The organism is Paenibacillus sp. 8b26 (genome assembly GCF_050626875.1).
GTDB lineage: Bacteria > Bacillota > Bacilli > Paenibacillales > Paenibacillaceae > Paenibacillus.
Genome location: NZ_CP192445.1, coordinates 3,480,219 through 3,499,026, shown reverse-complemented (window position 1 = coordinate 3,499,026; position 18,808 = coordinate 3,480,219). Strand labels below are relative to the sequence as shown.

Genomic DNA, 18,808 nt, shown 5'->3' with positions numbered 1-18,808 from the left:
TAAGAAGATAAAGAGAAATTAATCGACGTAAAATTTCCTATTTTATATAAACGACTGTACTTTAATCATCCATAGGGGAAACGGAGCAACCATTTTATGAAACTTCATGCCCAATTTTTGCGGCTTCACTCGCACACCGCTGACGACAGGGACGAGAACCATACGATAGAGACTACGCTGGATGAGTTGGCGGCTATTTTTGACTGCACCCACCGCAATGCCCTGATGATCATTCAGAAAATGGAGCAACATGACTGGATACAGTGGACTCCCCGCCGAGGCAGGGGCCGCCGCTCCAGCCTGCACTTCCTGATTCAGCCGGAGGACATTGCGGTGCAGTCCATGATGCAGGCCATCGACCGCCACGACATCAAACGCGCACTGGATGAAATCCGGGCCCATTCGCGTTCATCCACGATGCAGGAGCATTTGCAAGGCTGGCTGCTGAACTACTTCGGACATCATGCAGAGGTTCGCAGCGATCAGCAGCAGATCGACACGCTGCGTCTGCCTATCCGCCAGCAGCTATATACGCTGGACCCGCTGTACTTGAACTGGCTCGCCGAGTCCTTCGTATCCAGCCACGTCTTTGACGGGCTGGCCCGCCGGGCGAACGAAAGCGGTGAGATTTTACCGGGGCTGGCGCACGCTTGGGAAGTGGACGCTACCCGTACGCAATGGACCTTTTTCTTACGTAAGGAAGTGCTGTTCCATAACGGCAAGATACTGACCGCCGAGGATGTCGTCTATACCTTTGAGCGGCTGATTCGCGCGCCAGGACGGAGGCTGTACCATTTTATCGTTCGGCAGATCAAGCAAGTACAGGCGCTAAGTCCGACAATGGTACGTTTCGAACTGAAGGAACCGAACGAGCTGTTTCTCTCCTTCCTGTGTACCAGTCGTGCCGCCATCGTACCCCGTGAGCTGAATCAGGCGGGTGAAGCGGCCTTTGGCATCCGCCCTGTGGGCACAGGGGCTTTCAAGGTCACGGAGATGAACGAGAGCTTATGCATACTGGAGGCATTCGCTCCTTATTTTCAAGGCCGCGCTCATCTCGACCGGGTGGAAATTGTTCAGCTCCCGTGGGCGGCCAAGCCAGAATCGGCCGCAGATACCGCAGATACGGCTTCGCCTTTTCATATCATCCACAATCCCGTATTGGCCGGGAACACGGATACGGCATGGAGTCAGATTCACTCAGCGGCTTCGGTGCGTAAATTTATCACATGCAATACGCATAAGGATGGGCCGTTACGTAACCCGAAAGTGCGCGCCCGAATTGTCGCGTGTCTGGCTCATCGCCGCCTCCCTCCGATGGTGAATGTTGCCGGCGATTCATATGAACCCCCGGCAACATTGCAAATTGCGACCATTCCCGAGTATAGAGCTGATGCAGACCGGGTCGCGGCCCAACTGGAATCGTGCGGGTATACCTGTAACATCGTGGCCGCATCCATGAATGAATTTAAAAGCTCCTCTATCCGTATGGAGTCGGACCTGATCATCTTTTCTTTGTTTCGTGACCGTGATGAGCAATTGCGCCTGTTCGATCTGTATCTCAATGTATCCGGGCATGTCGAGCCGCATAGCCGCGTTGATATCGAAAGACTGCTGCGTGATATTACACGGGAAGCCGATCATACGGTCAGGGCGCGTCAATTCGAGCATATCGAAACCCGGCTTATTCATGAGCACCAGCTCCATATTTTATATGAAAAGCCCGTCCAGACAGCATATCTCCCTTCTGTACGCGGCGTTTCCTTCAACAGCCAGGGGTGGGTGGATCTGCGTCATGTCTGGTTCCCGCCTGCTCAACCGCAAATATCCAAGCCTTAATGGAAAAGACTTCATTCGCGAGTGTTCCGCCACAATACAAAAAGGTATCCTCTTTTACAAGAGAATACCTTTCATGTGCTACCCAGCCTAATTTAAGCAGAAGTATCCCGGGATGAAAATGACCAGCCACCCATCCCGTGACTGTGAGCTCCGCTAGGATCCTCTACAGGGGGAGCAATGGGTGAAGAATTCAGTATGATAAAAAAATTAAACGCGAGCAGAAAAAAAAAGATCTTTTTTTTCATTGAAATGATCTTACCTCTCCAAGTAAATTTTTATATTCCTCCGTCGCCTCAGGAGAAGCAGTATGCCGGAATTTTTCAAATAAACCTACACATTTAATCGTTACAGGATTACCATTCAGCACCACAGAATAGGACAGGCTTTCCAATAAAAATTTCATACCTTTTGTATAGCGCTTTTTACTGAGATCGTAGCAAGCCAGCTCCGCCAGAAAACGCGCATAGAGATCGACTGATACCTGCTCCGTATAGGTGCCCACCTTGGCATGCTGATTGGCTAATGCAGCAATTTGTTTCTCGAAACGTTGCAGTACATCATCCACATTAAAATCATAACGATTTGCGGCCAGCATGATTTTGAACAATCCCATCAGAATCTCGCCTTCGTTTCTTTCCAGATAGGCCACATACTGTGGAATGACGTCTAGTTTACCGGACATAAGCCGATACAGATATCCGTTAGCCTCAGCCCAGTTGCTACACTGTTCCTTCAAGCGGCGTGCTTCTTCCGTATCCTCCTGCACCCAGCTTAGATCAGCGTATAGGGAGACATATTCCAAAGCCTTTTCGTAATCCCCTCGTTCGTCACAAATACCGGCACGCAGCACGTAAGAATATACAATATACATAAACAAAGGTCCCTTTGTTTGCTTGTCACGCTCTTTTTTTCTTGTTTTTCCATATTTTTGTTCATACTGCGCTTTAGCCCTGCGACACATTTTATCAGCTAATGCTTCTACTTTATCCCAGCGACGCAGCGAAACATAAGTATTGGCCAAATCTTTTAATGCATCCAGTTGATCCACTTCACCCAATCGATCTACAAAGCTTTCAAAGTGTGTGGCGGCCCATAAATTTTCGTCCTGATCATCACCGACAGCGATGGTAAATAACCGATACTGGCAGAGGGCCAGACGCTCGGAATGTTGATACTTCTCGCTTTCCGAGACATTTTTATAGATAATAGCCGCTGCCGCAAACTTGCCTTCTCTGAACAATTCTTCTGCCGTCTCAAACAAGGCCGGAGCGTAAATCAGATAGTCCATCATGAACTCCACAACTTGTTCCATACAATCCAGCTTGTTCAGCTCTGCACAGCGGTACAAAAATGGGCGAACCCGCCGCCAATTCGGTGCCGTATTCCGTATAAATTCTTCAATGTATAGTTCATAGAGACTTCCCTCTTCAAGCCCCATTCCTGCCGCGATCCGATCCAATAACAACATCGCAATCGGCCGATTGCCGTTGATAATGGCACTAATCGTTCCTGCGTTAATACCCGTGTTCTCCCCAAACTTACTAATCGTGATTCCTTCACGTCTGATATACTGTTCCAGCTCTGCACGAATCGTGGTTGTTTCCTTCAAATCAGGCACCCCCAGGGATTACTTGTATGTTTACAATTCAAAAAAAGAAAATTCCCGTGAATATTCCCTTAATTATACAAAATAAAATCTACTTCGCCAACTGTATAATTCATTTACTTAAAATATATCTGGACAGAGTCAACCGTTTCTTGAAATCACACGAATCACACGCTTAACGATATGGATTGAATAGAAAAATCATTTCTGAGCGGCCACAGCGTATGCTGTAATGCCTTCAATCCATAATTCATGCGTTTGGACTCGTCAAAATCAGATAAATAATTTTTCCAATAATTTTGATCCTTGCTGTTTAAATTTTGTGGTTGCACACCAGCTCCGCCCCATTCAAAAATGTAGCCGCTATTCCCTTTGGCACCCTTGCCGTCATATGCCCGCAGCGCATGTCCCACATCTCCCTGCGGCTCGGTAATCGGTGCATTATTTTGTGCGCTATAGACACGTACATGCTCACCGCGTTGGTCCTTAATCGTCGTAAATCCATAGTCATAGTAGACGGAATCCCGTCCCGGCGTGTAACGGATAGCCTGATTAGAAGGTGAATACATACCCAGCTTGCCGTGGCGCTCTGCCAACAGCAGCTCCAGCTCGCCATTCGGAAACTGTGAGCGATCCACAACGGAGCCGTCTTTTCTGGTCACCCCCGGTTTACGGACGACCAGCAGCATCCCTTCCATGTCATTCTCGTGGTCCCCCAGTCCATCCCCAATCGGTCCGGCGACACCCTCCGGATCATTACGGGCGTAGAACACATCATATCCGATAGAATAATGGGTTTCCGTCTCTGCCAGAGACCAGTATAACCATGGATACAAAGGATTCTTTCCACTGGCGTAATTGTCGATATTCTCCCAGTTGTTTGTTCCGTTCCAGTCACCGTCAAAATCTACCGCTGTCGGAATATCCGTATGGGGCTACTGCCGACAAATTTGGTAATTTCGTAATTTGCGTATACTATATGGAGAGTGAATGGAAAAAAATTTATCTTATCATAGGCCAATATAACCATAATATAGATTATTATGGAACAAGGGAAAGGATACGACACATGGATAAAACAGACAATACCCCTACAACAGAACAGCAAATTGCAGCATGGATGGTCGCACAAATCCGTGAAGTGGGAACCTTGAAACAAGAGGACGCGATTGCATATGTACGCTCTGAGTACGGAGAGCAGTATGTGTTTATAAGTGAGCACGGTCATGTATCTCTCGAAAAGGAAATCAAAAAAGCGTTTCGTAAGCTTCATGCCGGCAAAATCGCCTGGGATCGTGACGGATTCCTCTGGGCCTGGACGTAACAAGCAAAAGCATCTGCCATAGGCAGGTGTTTTTTTGATGATTTATACATATATCTTCTGGAGTTGACTGATTTGCCCCTTCACAAAATGCCGGAGGGTTGCAGGCTCTACGATTTCAACCCGGCCAATCCAATCCATTGCTTCACGACAGGCCGCTTCATAGCTGTACATGTTTACGGTCAGAAGCAAATGGCTTCCTTCCTGTGCGGACTGGAGAATTTCCAGCCTTTTCGCTACGACTCCAGCTTGCGCCTCATTCGTCCGGAGCACAACTGGGTAGTATTCTTTCTCTCTGCAAAGCTGCTTAAATGCTGCTTCTTGCTTCATCCAGTGATTTTCCAGCGAAAAATCCACAGGAACCTCAAAGAGCTCCGCAGACGGCCTAACCTTAACCGCCATGATTCGCTCGCACTTAAAGGTTCGAATCTCCTGCCCTGCTTCACAAAAGGCAATGAGATACCAATTCCCCTTTTTCACCACAAGTCCATAGGGATGTACATGCCGGGAAGAACGGGTTCCGTCCGCTTTACGGTACTGAATGGTTATTTTATAAGACCCCCACACCGCAGCTCTCACGACCTCAAGGCAGGGAATCGCTACGCACTCCGTCCACCAGGGCGTATCATCAAAATAAAACCGCGCTTTGGCCTTCCGAATATCCGACTGATAAGAGTGCGGCATGGTCTGTTCCAATTTGAGCAGCGCATTTTTTAGCTTCAAGCCCGATTCCGTTGGCCCGCCCGTATAAATGCCCATACCTGTTAAATACAGCTGAATGACATCACCGCCATTCAACTGTTTAAGGTTCGCCGTATAGCCCTCCATCAAGTAAATTCCGCCCTTCGGGCCAGTTGCGGTAACAATCGGAACCCCGGCTTCAGCCAAAAGGTCGATATCCCTGTAAATTGAGCGTACAGAGGTTTCCAGTGCAGATGCCAATTCCTTGGCCTTCATTCTTCCTCTGGATTCGATACATAATAAAATCGCGATCAAACGATGCAGTCTCACAATCATACCTCCACCATAGATGGTTAAACTGAATTGAACAGATAGTACAAAGATTGTTGACACCCTGTTGGCAATAATAGAAGCGTATCATAAGAAGTAAAGGGGTGTAATGGATGATGAATATTGGAATATTGGGGACGGGATTCGGTACGTATCATGCGTCACTTTTAAACAACAACGCTCAGGTGAACAGAATCGTCGTATATGGAAGAAATGAAACCAAACTGCACAAGCTGAAAAAGGAGCTAAACGTAGAAGTTACACAAAATATAGAGGATATCCTGCTTGATCCAAACCTAGATGTGGTCGATATATGCCTGCCCTCTCATGTACATAGGTCATATGCGATTGAAGCGCTGAAGCAAGGAAAGCATGTATTTTGTGAAACGCCAGTTTGCTTTGATCTCGAAGACGCTCTCCTTATGAAACAGGCTGAGCAGCAATATGGTAAAAAGATTCTGGTCAACCAGTTCATCAAGTTTGATCCTGCCTATACCTTTCTATATGAGGCTCACTGTCAACAAAAGTACGGGAAACTCATTTCCTTGTCCTTGAAAAGAGAAACGCCTCCCCTATGGGGGGATCTTGGGCTAAGCGCTATCCCTACCCAGTTCATGATTCATGAACTCGATTTACTCACATGGCTGTTGGGACCCTGTGACCCGTGCGCAGTCTGGGGTACAGAGGTTGCTAATCCTGAACAGGCACAGGTTCAGGCCTATTTTCAGCATCAGGATACGTTCACAGAAGTCATCGCTTCTTCCCATATGCCGGGAGGCTACCCGTTCACGGTGGCCTATGAAGCCTATTTTGAGAAAGCCAAGCTCGTATTTCATGAAAGTGACGAAAATGACCTTATACCCACCGCATTATACGAGTACACCGCATCCGGTCAACAAAAGATCAATCTCGAACCCACCAATCCATACGAAAAAAGTCTGGATCACGCACTTGAATGTTTTGGCGGACATTCGGAATGTATGATTCCACTGGAGCAAGCCATACACTCATTAGAAATGGCTATTCAAATTCAAAATAGACTGGGGCAGGCTCAGCGTTAGCCGAGCGCCCCTGTCACCTGTCCTGATTATCTGTTCCTGTTGCGGAAATCAGCCTCCCTTTCTTACAGGGAGGCTGTATCCGTAGGCAAAGAAACCTCGTCCGCATAGTTTGTGGCCATAATTTTTGCTACTCCCGCAGGGTCAGTGGTCTGACCCAACGCCCACATCATTTTAGTCACAAGTGCCTCCGTCGTCATGTCATAACCCGGAATAACACCCTTTTCCAGCACCTTCTGTCCCACCTCGTAAATCGTCAGATCGCCGCCCTCATAAGGACATTGGGTGGTCACGACGATACTCATGCCATCCTTCATTAATTCCTCAATTTTGCTGATCAGGCTTCTTTCCTTGAAGGGCACACCACCCATGCCAAAGCCCTCAATCACGATCCCTTTATAGCCCAAACCCTGAATGGCATCGAAAATCGCCGGATTCGTACCCGGAATCAGTCTGAGCAGAAATACCTCCGAAGCATACCCGTCATTGTACGGATGGCGAACTGTACTGCGATTCGCAAATACGCCCTCTGTGTAGACCACCTTCCCGTCTTCCACGAGGCCGATATACGGATAGTTAATACTCTCAAAAGCGTTATAGCTGCGCGTTCTGATTTTGGAGCTGCGGCTGCCGTTGATGATTTTGCCATTAAATACGACAAAAACTCCCGCTACCTCGCCACAGGCGGTCAAAAACGAGTCGATTACATTTTTTTTGGAATCGCTGTGCTCGGCCAGAATGGACACCTGTGACCCCGTCACCACGACCGGCTTGTCTACGGTTCCCAACATGAAGCTCAAAGCCGAAGCCGTATAAGCCATCGTATCCGTGCCATGGGCAATGACGATGCCATCGTACTGATCGAGAGAACGATGTACCATTCGGGCGATGGAAGCCCAGTCCTCCGGTTGTGTATTCGTGCTATCAATGCTCATCAGATTATGGGCATCAATTTCACAGATTTCCTTCAACTCCGGAATTTCCGCCAAAATATTTTCAGCTGATTGGGTTGGCGTCAGGCCATTTTCCTGATAGGAGGAAGAGATCGTCCCCCCGGTATTAATGAATAGAACCTTTTTCATGTGCCCATGTTCCTTCCCGATTACATCTTCACTTTATTGTTCTTAGAATTTATCATGAATAAGTGTGATAAGCTACTTTGCTAAGGAAAAGAATGAAGAATGGTGCGTTCATGAATCTGGAGTTTCTCAATAGCTTAGAAAGGCCCTAATATAGATTATAGGGCAATATTTTGACTAATCTTTCTCGATAAAAAACAAAAGAGCCAAGTGCAAAATACACTTGTCCCTTTTATTCGGAGAAACGGTATTAGTTAAGTGAATCCAACAGCGTCTTCAATTGCGGATTGAGCTTCAACGCATTCAGGATGATCTGCAGAGCTTCTGCACGTGTGGAGTTGCTCTTGGGATCAAACTTTCCATCTGCTCTGCCGCTGATGATACCTGCTTGTGCTTCAGCTTTGATCTCGTTTGCTGCATAAGAACCCTTCAGGTCATCGAAATTGCCTTTGGTGATGTCCTTCGATACGTTGTTAAGGTTTAAGATGCGGGATAAAAGAACAACCATTTCCTCCCGGGTGATCGTGTTATCCGGCTTGAACGTACCGTCCTCATACCCGCTGATTCCCCCTGCCTCTACAAGTTTCTTGATTGCGTCTTTTGCCCAGTGGCTACCAACGTCCTTCAATGCAACACTCGTATTGTTGCCACCTTTGATATCGAACACGCTACTCAGAATCACTGCAAATTCAGCGCGTGTGATCTTACCATCCGGCTTGAACTTACCATCGTTGTACCCTTTAATCACATGCAGCTTTACAAAAGTATCAATAGTCTTTTCAGCCCAGTGTCCTTTAGTGTCTGGAAGAGTTGCTGTAACCGGAGTTTTTTTAGCTTCCTGAATCCGAGTCTCAATGTTCTTAATAACATTGAGGTCACCCTTCACTACATCTGACTTGAACACATCCTTTGCAGGATCAGGTGTCGGAGCCGATACAGGTGCAGGAGCTGGTACAGGTGCAGGAGCTGGTACAGGTGCAGGAGTCAGATTAGTGTCAGTTGTAGTAGAACTACCACCACGGCTAGAAGAACGTTTGTCGATCGTAATGACTTTCGTTCCCACAACACCTGATCCATCATGAGCAACTGCCTGAATTGTAATAGTACCAGCTTGAGTTGCAACGAGTACACCATCAGCATTGATCGTTGCTTCCCCTGTACCAGGAATTACCGACCAGCTAAAGGTTTTATCCGTTGCATTGTCAGGAGTTACATTTGCCCTAAATTGAAGAGAGTCTCCAACGGACATTGTTCCACTAGCGCCGGACACTGCGATAGCAGTAACCAACCGGGGAGCCCGTGTGACATTGACCGTATAGCTTTTCGTCGTTCCATCCTGTGCAGTCACTACAAGGCTAATGACATTAGATCCCACACTTAGATTAATCGGATTGTTAACCGGAGTCCCATTGAGCTGTAAAGCAGCCGTCGCGTGGCTATCAGTAGTTGTATACGTAGCTGTCGTGACAGAAACATCGTTAGGCACAGTTGCAGTATAGGCGTACACACTTCCAGTTACCGTTTGATCGAGCGTAATGCCGCTTAAATTCAGCGAGCTTAAGGCAGCACTATTTGAACCAGCTCGTGTAACAGTTACCGTATAGCTTTTCGTCGTTCCATCCTGTGCAGTCACTACAAGGCTAATGACATTAGATCCCACACTTAGATTAATCGGATTGTTAACTGGAGCCCCATTGAGCTGTAAAGCCGCTGTCGCGTGGCTATCAGTAGTTGTATACGTAGCTGTCGTGACAGAAACATCGTTAGGCACAGTTGCAGTATAGGCGTACACACTTCCAGTTACCGTTTGATCGAGCGTAATGCCGCTTAAATTCAGCGAGCTTAGTGTGGCATCCGAAGAAACAGGAGGGTTCTGGCCAGCAGCCATAGCCGTAGAAACCATGAAGGTACCGACCATAAAGGGACCATTGCTTAAAGTTATTGTCTGAATTACCTTATTATCAGATGTCCTGATTACGCTCATGTTGCTGCTGCTATAATTGACCGTAAAGGCTTTACTGCCATCAGCCGAGATACCGACCACATAGGGATAAGAACCAACCGCTATGGTATTTTCCACTGTATTACTAGCGGTATTGATTACTGAAACAGTTCCAGAGCCACTATTAGCCACGTAAACCCTGCTCCCGTCAGGAGACACCTCAGTAGCCGACGGGGATCTGTCCACAGTTACAGTTGCTTCCACCGTGTTGTCCACAACGTTGATGACAGAAACTGCATTGTTCCCTTGATTAGCTACATAAATCTTGGTACCTGCAGGATTAACTGAAAGACCATACGGACTGTTTCCCACCGTAATTTGACTGGTAATCGTATCGTTGGTAAAATCCACGACTGCTACTTTGCTAGCGCCAGACTGAGTCAGATAAAGCTTCTGGCCTGCCACTACCATTGCTACAGGACGTGATAATACACTTATTGTACCCGTAACTGTAAGCGTTGCTGTATTGATTACTGACAGTGTGTTGCCGCTCATATTAGCTACATAAGCTTTGCTGCCATCCGAGTTAAAGGCTACTCCATGAGGTTGTGAACCCACTGTTATTGTGCCAACCACTGTATCAGTAGCCGGATTAATCACCGAAACAGTTCCACTCGCTCTGTTGGTAACAAAAACCTGGGTACCGTTCGGGTTGAACGCTGCGCTATTAGGCTCACTCCCGACCGTAATTTTGCCCAATTCCACCGTACCGCTTTCCAAATCCACCACATCAACTTTGCCAGTATTGAAGCTTGTAATATAGGCTTTCTTTAATATGTCAGTAGTAGCCGCAGAAGCGGCATTAAAATTACCTAACAAAGTTGAAATCATACATAGAATAGCTACCACTGCCGCAAGCTTCATTTTTTCTTTTCTAAACATTTTGTTCCCCCCTGATCGTTTCGCAGAATGAATTTTAAAGCATTGAATCTAAACAAGTAAAACAAACCAAAAAGAGAACCCGTAATCGTTGATCCAGTGGGAAAATCCACTTAGTGAAGAGACTGACTATTTTCCCATATGCCTTAGTTTCCATAATATTCTATATATTTCTGGTGCCATCTACTGTCGCTACTTACGTGTTTATGCTCGTCCTGATTATAAATCGGGATTGCAACGCTCGACTTGCCAGAACTCCCAACAGTATCGCTTGATTCACTCGCCCCATATTGCCTCCCCCCATTGCAATACATTCTATCAAACTGTTCTCACAAAATTCTCACAAAACCACGAATAATGTCGAAAAAAAAGAGACTATTCCCTAATAGACTCTTCAACTGGGAATAATCACTTTCTTATTAATCCAGTATTCAGTTTTCGGTAAAAAACGGTCGGACAAGATTACTCCAAATATGACGCCTTCTGGCTTCTCAGCTCCTGCGGCGGCTCCAGCCCCAGCTCCTTGCGATAAGAAGCCTCGAACTGCGCGTAATGCCTGACGATTTTCTCCTTGTCCCCACTGCTTGCATAGATGCTCAACAAAGTCTGATTCATCTCCTCATGCAGGGGATACATGGTCAAATACGAATCAATCTTCTGCTCCGCCTTTTTCCAATCCTCCCTGGAAAGATCCTGCTGGACCAAGCTGCGTACAAGCGATGTGTACTGTTTGCAGAATACTTCCTCCAGCGGAGCTTTCCAGAGGTAATCTTTTCTATCCAGCAACGGACCTTTGTAGAGCGAGCATACATGTTCCGCTTGCGCCGCATCCTGAAATCCTCCCACAAGAGAAAAGTCATACCGCTCATATTCCAGCACATCGTACGTTCGATCCGATGGTTCCAGCATGTACCCTTCGTTCGTTTTCTGAATCTCCATCCCGATCTCTTGCCCTTTCAACAGTTTCTTTAAACGGTACATCGTGTTGTGCAAATTATGCGACGCGCGGTCCTCGCTCATATCCGGCCACAGCAATTCCGCCAATCGCCACTTGTTGAGATTCTGACCCGGATGGCAGAGGAAATAAGCGAATAACTCCTCCGTCTTGCGTGTCGGAAAGCGGATTAGCGATCCTTCCCTACTTCGGACCTCGAATCCTCCGAAGCACCGAATCGAGGCAAGCCCCACCCGCTGTTCAGCATCGCTGACAGGTCGATGCAGCTTGACCAACCGGTTGGCGACCCGCTCGATCGCCGCGGGTGTCACGGGCTTCAAAATATAGTCGAAGGCATAAACCTTGAATGCATCCAGCGCATAATGCTTGTAAGCCGTCACGAAGATGATTTTCGTCTGCTCCGACGCTTCGTTGATATTTTCCGCGAGTTCCAGCCCGTTCATCTTTGGCATTTCCACATCAAGGAAAGCAACGTCTGGCCGAAGCTCAGGAAGGCTGGCCAGCGCCTCAAGCGAGCTTGTAAAAGCACCTATGATCGTAAAGTACGGGTTTTGCCCGATGACATATTTCATTAAATTCAAAATCGGTATTTCGTCCTCCACAATGACCGCACTAAACAACCTCGCTCCTCCTCCGTTTACCCGAACCGATCTTTTCGTTATTCCTTACAGGCAAATACATCGTTATTTTAGTTCCTCTTCCCCTATCGGAGCTGATGTTTAGCGTTGCCCCTGGCAGAGAGTCCAGACGCTTGCGGATATTATGAATGCCGATGCCGCAATCCTGCAGGTCTCCTGTGGACATGCGGTACAGTAGATCATCCGACATGCCGACACCGTCGTCTTCGACTACCACCCGGATATAACCGTCTCCCTCGTTGATCGCAAGCGTCACCTTGCCGTGTCCTTCCTTCTCGAACAAACCGTGCCGAATCGCATTCTCGACAAAAGGCTGGATGCATAAAGGAGGAATTTCCAAATGCTCTATACGTTTATCATAGTGAAAGTCGTAGTCGAACCTCTCTCCGAAACGGGCTTTTTCAATCTCAACATACGCCTGGATCAACTCCATTTCCTGGTAGAGCGGGACGAACTGCGTGGAAGAATCCATGTCCAGGATGTAGCGCAAGTACTGACTGAGCATCGATAACAAGTACGCAGCTTTTTCCCCGTCCGTATAGCAAAATGAAATAACACTGCTCAAGGCGTTGTAGAGAAAATGCGGTTTGATCTGCGCTTGGTGGAACGCCTGCTCATTGCGAATTGCTTCTTGGAGCGATGTTTTCACAGCGATCAGGGTTTGGATCCTGGCAATGAGCGTTTCCCCCTCAAACGGCTTGGTCAAATAATCGTTCGCCCCGGCCCTGAAGCCGAGCGCAATATCCTGCGGCGTATCCTTAACCGTTGCGAACAAAATGGGCAGGTCGAGAATGGAGTAACTGCTGCGCAGTCTTTGACACAACTCAATGCCCGAGATCCCCGGCATCATCACATCGAGAATGACAAGATCGACTTGCGGGTACTCTTCTATTTTCTCCAATGCTTCTTTTGCCGAGAAAGCGGTAACGACATTGTAGCGATGCCGTTTCAAAATATTCAACAAGGTGTGGATATTGGAGGCTTCATCGTCAACAATCATTACGGTATGCTCGTGTCCATTCCAAATATTCAGCTCCTGATCCTTATCGGTATATCGCTGCTGCTCTTCCAACGCATATGCCGTTTCACGATTAGCCGGTACTTCGACGGCGCTTGGCAATGTAAACGTCATGCGCGTGCCTTGACCAACCTCCGACCAATCCACCCGAATTTCTCCACCCATCCGTTCGACCAACTTGCGGCTAATGTACAAACCAACGCCCATTCCTGTATATCCATCCTTCGGCAGCGGCCCATCAAGCTGCTCAAAATATTCGAAAATCACAGCATGTTTATCCTTGGAAATCCCTGTTCCGGTATCCTCGACGGAAATCGTTACGGTTCCCTGGGCAACCCTTGATACCACCTTGATCGACCCTTTGTCTGTATGTTTAATGGCATTGCTAACCAAATTGTACATAACTTGACGCAGACGATTCTCGTCCGCTTGTACCCAGACGTCGGGACCGACTTGATTATCCATTTGCACAGCTTTGCCCAAAAGCTCAAATTGCAGCACGTCGAATACAATCTGTGTTACCATTCTGGCATCCACAGCGGTCGGATGCAGACTCAGTTCCCCGTGCCTCAAACGGGTAACATCGACTAAATCGTGAATGAGCATGGACAGCTTGATAGATGTATCCTTGATCAGCGAAAGATTCCGTTTTTGCTTCGGCGACAGATTTTTTTCCTCATCATCCAGCAAATAAGACGTCATATTCAGGATGCCATGCAGTGGAGTCTTGAGCTCGTGGGATGTGTTCATCAAAAACTCGTCCTTGAGCTGGTTGGAAACCGTCAATTGATAGGAAAGTAGCTCCGTCTTCTCATAAGCATTCGAGAATCGAACCACGAGCAGGATATTCATGATGATGATGAAACAAACTACTCCGAGTTTTCCCACCAGATCGGTCGAAACCATATTCTCCGAATAGAGGCTTCCGTCCACCAAAAAGATCATCATCGAAACGCTTCCGCCAATAAAAAGCATTAATTCCTTCCGATCGGATGAGCCGCCTTGGCTTTGAATGTACAGATACGCCATTCTGCCAATAATGTATAGGAAAACGATGATTAAGTAAAAAAAGAAAACGTATTTTCCCTGGATATGCACACGATAAGGCAACACGGCAACCGCCGTAATATATAGGCCTAACGGAGTCAGGATCAGCTTCATCATCCGAGACGACATGAGGCGGGCTTCAACTGAACTGAAAAACAGGATGAGCACCACAGCGCCGACAAATTCGCTTAAATCCAGCAGCTTGTAAACAATATCAAAAGGGAGGCCAGGCAGTACCCTCTGTAAAATCTTTTCGCCAAAAAGTGCTTTTTCCAATAAAAGCAGCAGCAAATATAGCCCGCTGAGCCAATATGTTTTCTCTCTTCGCCCTAGCAGGCAGAAGCTGAGATGATACACGCCAAACATGCCAAGAATCAATATAATTCCGATATCGGTGCCGATCTGTATACTGTTTAGCTTCGTCACATCTTCAGCCAATCCGAATGGGATCGAGCCAGCAATACCACCGGTGACAAATACGTAGTTAGACACTTGAATGACAATGTCGATTTCTTTGGCATCCGTGTGAAAAAACGCACTGTAGGGCGTATTTCCAGGCTGATGCTCCTTGATATCGACTGCTGGGCGCCCACTTTCGCCTTCTAGCTTGCCGTTAATGAACAATCGATGGGAAAGGCGAATACTCCTTATTTTTAAACCTAAAACTTCATCCGTATCTTTAATCAGCACTTTCAACCGGTACGTACCATACCCTGTTCGGTTCATACCGCCATTCGCTGATTTTCCTTTCCACGTGCCAGGTACAGATAAATATGAGACCTCCGCACGCGTCCCTTGGCGAAAATCGGCAGGCTCCAGTAATTCACCTTCATAAAATTCCCACTCTCCATCCAGGTTGACCCATCCCTGCTTGTGGAAATCCCAATTCGACAAATCCAACACTCCCCGCTTCACAGGCGGCATGTCCTGATCCGGTATCGTTTGGGAATAAATAGCGACGAACAACACAATGGAGAGCGAAAAGATCAAGCCAATTCCAATGGCCTCACGATATTGCCCCCTTTTGATACATAGCTCCCCCTCGGAATTCATTTCAACACTTTTCATTCTATACATTACGTACTTCACAAAAAATCACAAGACTGATTTAATTGACATTGGAAATAAGCGTGGGTGAGTACACAATTTATTTTACAGACTCTATGTGTACAAGCACGGATGGCTCAGTCATCTTTGAGGCTCAGCATGTAAAAGAAAAAGCAACCATCACAGAGGAAAGTCTGCGACAACTGCTTTCTGGCTTTCAGGACCACATCTCCAGCCGAAATCTTCCTGAGATCAATAAACTTCTACGGATGTAGTGACAGTTTTGATGTCACCCTACATAATATATCTTCTAGAGAAGGGGGGTGGAAACCATGTTGAATAAGTATGAACATTTATCCAATGGACTCACTTGTATATTAATAAAAGCTGGCAAAAAGTCCTCTGCTCCATTACTCCCTGCATTCATCAACACTACTGATTTTGAAACAGTTGACAAAGCAACTACTGAATCATGGTCATATTGGAATGCAGGAGGATCTATAGTCTCTAACATCAATGGTAAGTACACAAAAATGAGCAGAGTTATTATGGGCATTGCAGAACAACCAAGTCAATTTGTTCTTGTCGCTAATCGTGATCCACTAGATTTACGAAAAGAGAACCTAGCTGTAGGAACAAAAGAAGTTATTAGTAAGGAGTCTTTTAAAGCACGACTTCAAGAGCTTGCTGCCCTACTCCCCGCACTCCCTAGAAAAGATGCAATAAAAATGCTATCTAATGACAAAAAAGATCAGGAGGCGTCAGCTGCTAATCTAAACCCTCCTGATACGGTGTACATCGAGAAAAATATTCTCACTGGGCATATTTCATTTACCGTTAAAGAAAAGAAGCGAGTACTTCTAAGTCTTAACGAACAAGATGCCACAGCCCTAATTGATATTTTTAAAGACCTCAATGTGAATATAGGCTAAACCATCTTAAACATAGCTGTCAATCAAAAGAGACTTAATTCGATATAGAAATACCCTTAACTATTCTTGCTCAAGCCTTTGATTTCCTGTTCCGTTAATCCAGTGGCCTTCACAATGGTCGTTATATCCAGATTCATTTCGAGCATATTCTTGGCCACTTTCTTAACACCTTCCATTTCTGCACTTTCCAGCATAGAAGCCTCATCATGCAGATACTTCTGTCTGGCCTCATACAATCGTCTGGCATCCGAATCCTGACTCAAATATTGCAGGGTGTCCATCGCCTTCTCCAAACCTGGCTCATTCATCTTCAGGACCTCCCAATATGATGTATCGGCACTTTTTAGAAACAACAGCCAATTGATCAATCCGCCTTCAGACGGAACGCTATGCTCATCCAGCTTAGGCAATTCCGAGAAATGAACCTCAATGTCATCAATCAAGGATATCCCTGTCCGGTCTTCCCGCAAATGAAATATGTTATGATATTGCTCATTCTTCAAGAACGAATAGTTTAAAATATTGATCGTCACGCATTTCTTCAGTTCTCGGTACCTATCGCCCTCGCTGAGTTGACTCGCATATCGTTTGGACCAATAAAACAGCGTTCGTTTCTCAATATCATACTTATTAAAAAGCTGCATTTCTATATCAATCAGTTTACCTTCAGAGGTCTTGGCGTAAACATCAAAGATGGACTGTTTGTCGAGCGGATCATCTTTATCCGTATAGGGATTCATCAGGATGATCTCAGTCAGCGGCGGCTCGCCAGCTTCGGTGAAAATACGGTTAAGAAACGCCAGTAGCACATCCTTATTGTTCTCGCTGCCAAATATCCGTTTGAATACAAAATCTACACGAGGGTCAAGTAAATCCATCGCTATCAGCTGTCTTCACTGGTACTGCATATGGAGGCGAACCGTGGCACGGTAAATCCACAATTCGGCGGGTGATGATGTTGAGATTGTTTGGGGTGGTAGCTTAGAACAAATCCATCTTTTTTAGATTACTACGATTATGTTCAGAACGCTCAGATTTGAATTTAATAAAATCTTCGTCTTGTAACAATTTATCAATGTTTTCAAACTTAATTCTGTCTCTGTAAATGAAGATATCATACTCTCTATCAAGCATATATAAACCATGCTTTAAATCAACAAACTTGCTTGTTCCCTCTGAAATAATCAATTCTTTATAATCTATATCTTTTAATGTCACACAAAATACATTTTCACTCGGATACTTTTGTTTAGCTATATACTTTTCAAACTCTTCGTGGGAATGAAATCCATAATTAGCTATACCTTCTTTAGACTCATTGATAATTTCCTGAACTGACTTATAAGATGAAGCCCTCTCTACCTTGCCACGTAGTGGGGAAACTAAATTACCAATTTCATCATTTTTTCCGATATAAAAAGTGTCTCCACTGCATGGCATCTTCTCAATCTTCTTTGGATAATTCGCCATAAAATTCAATGTATTAGGTTTATTCTTCAAAGCTCCATTTAACCATTCTACTCCATACTCGTTTTTTAGTATTTGTAAATAAAGATTCTTTTGAGCATTATTGATGCATTCATCACCCGGAACTAGTTGTTGGATTCCAAACGAATTTTTAGGCACTGTTAATTGTAAATGGCGAATTCTCTCCCTTATTCCGGCAGCAATATTTAAATATGCAAAATCTTTATTTTCCCACATGGTAACGGCCTTACCATCCTTAGGCAGTGCCTGGATTTCCCCAAATGGCGCTGAATGCCATTCACAAGGTCTAAGTATAATCGGAATAACCGAAGCTTCTTTTGATCTATGTCTTTCCAAAGACTCTAACATTTCTTTATGCCAGCAAAACTCAGAATTAATAAAACTCGAGCTTACTAGTAACAATATAATCTGAGCATCTTTAAAATTCGTGATTATCTCATCATTCCAATTATCTCCTGCTATAATATATCTATCATTCCATTCCTTAATCAGCTTCTCTCGTTTTAGTAAGGAAAGATGCTCTAATAACTCATCTTTTAATTCTTCATCTCTATGTGAATAAGACACAAAAACAGAAAGTGGTTCATTTAATAATTGCTCCATTTCATTTTCCTCCAATCAATAATTTAAAACAAATTAGAAATATTCCCTAAAAAATTAATCCAAATATACAATTTAAAGAGTTATCTATATATCACGTAGTTAATATTCAATGAAGTTCATCCATATTGCATATCTACTTAATAGTAATTCACAAAATGTCTATCATTAATTACTCAATCTAAGCTAACATTGCTATTTTGACACTAAGATGTTACAAAAATAAACTGAATCAAAATACTGTCAAATACTCTTCAAGGTATTTGACAGTATTATTGTATTAAAATTCAT

At 45.4% G+C, this 18,808-nt stretch carries 12 protein-coding genes and 1 pseudogene; 4 read left to right on the top strand and 9 right to left on the bottom strand.

The window, feature by feature from the left end; translation table 11 throughout:
- The first annotated feature begins 96 nt into the window (after nucleotides 1-96).
- Nucleotides 97-1,836, top strand: a complete 1,740-nt coding sequence (locus ACQ4MX_RS16115; RefSeq protein ID WP_431085931.1) for an ABC transporter substrate-binding protein — start codon at nucleotides 97-99, stop codon at nucleotides 1,834-1,836.
- 207 nt (nucleotides 1,837-2,043) lie between these two features.
- Here the strand turns inward: ACQ4MX_RS16115 and ACQ4MX_RS16110 are convergent.
- Nucleotides 2,044-3,445: pseudogene (locus tag ACQ4MX_RS16110) on the bottom strand (transcriptional regulator).
- Nucleotides 3,446-3,609: 164 nt separating this feature from the next.
- Entirely contained in the window at nucleotides 3,610-4,278 is a 669-nt protein-coding gene (locus ACQ4MX_RS16105) for a hypothetical protein (RefSeq protein ID WP_431085929.1), read from the bottom strand.
- A 233-nt stretch (nucleotides 4,279-4,511) separates the two neighbouring features.
- On the opposite strand from ACQ4MX_RS16105, the gene ACQ4MX_RS16100 reads away from it, so the two are divergent.
- A complete protein-coding gene (locus ACQ4MX_RS16100; protein WP_431085928.1) occupies nucleotides 4,512-4,766 on the top strand; it encodes a DUF6953 family protein in 255 nt (84 codons plus the stop codon).
- Between the two features lie 42 nt (nucleotides 4,767-4,808).
- On the opposite strand, the gene ACQ4MX_RS16095 is transcribed toward ACQ4MX_RS16100, so the two are convergent.
- Nucleotides 4,809-5,774 carry a helix-turn-helix transcriptional regulator gene (locus ACQ4MX_RS16095; RefSeq protein ID WP_431085927.1) on the bottom strand — a complete coding sequence of 322 codons (966 nt, stop codon included), beginning with the start codon at nucleotides 5,772-5,774 and terminating at the stop codon, nucleotides 4,809-4,811.
- Nucleotides 5,775-5,887: 113 nt separating this feature from the next.
- On the opposite strand from ACQ4MX_RS16095, the gene ACQ4MX_RS16090 reads away from it, so the two are divergent.
- Complete coding sequence (locus ACQ4MX_RS16090) at nucleotides 5,888-6,835, top strand: Gfo/Idh/MocA family protein (protein WP_431085925.1); 948 nt, start codon at nucleotides 5,888-5,890, stop codon at nucleotides 6,833-6,835.
- Nucleotides 6,836-6,897: 62 nt separating this feature from the next.
- Here the strand turns inward: ACQ4MX_RS16090 and ACQ4MX_RS16085 are convergent, their stop codons facing one another.
- From ACQ4MX_RS16085 to ACQ4MX_RS16070, 4 genes are all read right to left on the bottom strand, one after another.
- The gene (locus ACQ4MX_RS16085) at nucleotides 6,898-7,914 is read right to left on the bottom strand and encodes an asparaginase (RefSeq protein ID WP_431085924.1); all 1,017 of its coding nucleotides are present in this window, start codon (nucleotides 7,912-7,914) and stop codon (nucleotides 6,898-6,900) included.
- 247 nt (nucleotides 7,915-8,161) lie between these two features.
- Entirely contained in the window at nucleotides 8,162-10,795 is a 2,634-nt protein-coding gene (locus tag ACQ4MX_RS16080; RefSeq protein WP_431085921.1) for an S-layer homology domain-containing protein, read from the bottom strand.
- A gap of 459 nt (nucleotides 10,796-11,254) precedes the next feature.
- The gene (locus tag ACQ4MX_RS16075; protein ID WP_431085920.1) at nucleotides 11,255-12,367 is read right to left on the bottom strand and encodes a response regulator; all 1,113 of its coding nucleotides are present in this window, start codon (nucleotides 12,365-12,367) and stop codon (nucleotides 11,255-11,257) included.
- On the bottom strand, nucleotides 12,360-15,503 hold the full coding sequence (locus ACQ4MX_RS16070; RefSeq protein ID WP_431091353.1) for an ATP-binding protein: 3,144 nt from the start codon (nucleotides 15,501-15,503) through the stop codon (nucleotides 12,360-12,362). The genes ACQ4MX_RS16075 and ACQ4MX_RS16070 overlap by 8 nt, the downstream gene beginning before the upstream one ends.
- 326 nt (nucleotides 15,504-15,829) lie before the next feature.
- Here ACQ4MX_RS16070 and ACQ4MX_RS16065 point away from each other — a divergent pair, with 326 nt between their 5' ends.
- Nucleotides 15,830-16,429: a hypothetical protein gene (locus ACQ4MX_RS16065; RefSeq protein WP_404520539.1), complete on the top strand. Its 600-nt coding sequence runs from the start codon at nucleotides 15,830-15,832 to the stop codon at nucleotides 16,427-16,429.
- A gap of 56 nt (nucleotides 16,430-16,485) precedes the next feature.
- Here the strand turns inward: ACQ4MX_RS16065 and ACQ4MX_RS16060 are convergent, their stop codons facing one another.
- Nucleotides 16,486-17,307 carry an Rpn family recombination-promoting nuclease/putative transposase gene (locus ACQ4MX_RS16060; protein WP_431085919.1) on the bottom strand — a complete coding sequence of 274 codons (822 nt, stop codon included), beginning with the start codon at nucleotides 17,305-17,307 and terminating at the stop codon, nucleotides 16,486-16,488.
- 103 nt (nucleotides 17,308-17,410) lie between these two features.
- On the bottom strand, nucleotides 17,411-18,520 hold the full coding sequence (locus ACQ4MX_RS16055) for a toll/interleukin-1 receptor domain-containing protein (RefSeq protein WP_431085917.1): 1,110 nt from the start codon (nucleotides 18,518-18,520) through the stop codon (nucleotides 17,411-17,413).
- Nucleotides 18,521-18,808 lie beyond the last annotated feature (288 nt).

Bases quoted from the DNA above. Each gene is read 5' to 3' on its own strand.
- ACQ4MX_RS16070 (WP_431091353.1), bottom strand. From the start codon at position 15,503: ATGAATTCCGAGGGGGAGCTATGTATCAAAAGGGGGCAATATCGTGAG.
- ACQ4MX_RS16100 (WP_431085928.1), top strand. From the start codon at position 4,512: ATGGATAAAACAGACAATACCCCTACAACAGAACAGCAAATTGCAGCA.
- ACQ4MX_RS16085 (WP_431085924.1), bottom strand. From the start codon at position 7,914: ATGAAAAAGGTTCTATTCATTAATACCGGGGGGACGATCTCTTCCTCC.
- ACQ4MX_RS16115 (WP_431085931.1), top strand. From the start codon at position 97: ATGAAACTTCATGCCCAATTTTTGCGGCTTCACTCGCACACCGCTGAC.
- ACQ4MX_RS16080 (WP_431085921.1), bottom strand. From the start codon at position 10,795: ATGTTTAGAAAAGAAAAAATGAAGCTTGCGGCAGTGGTAGCTATTCTA.
- ACQ4MX_RS16055 (WP_431085917.1), bottom strand. From the start codon at position 18,520: ATGGAGCAATTATTAAATGAACCACTTTCTGTTTTTGTGTCTTATTCA.
- ACQ4MX_RS16065 (WP_404520539.1), top strand. From the start codon at position 15,830: ATGTTGAATAAGTATGAACATTTATCCAATGGACTCACTTGTATATTA.
- ACQ4MX_RS16090 (WP_431085925.1), top strand. From the start codon at position 5,888: ATGATGAATATTGGAATATTGGGGACGGGATTCGGTACGTATCATGCG.
- ACQ4MX_RS16060 (WP_431085919.1), bottom strand. From the start codon at position 17,307: ATGGATTTACTTGACCCTCGTGTAGATTTTGTATTCAAACGGATATTT.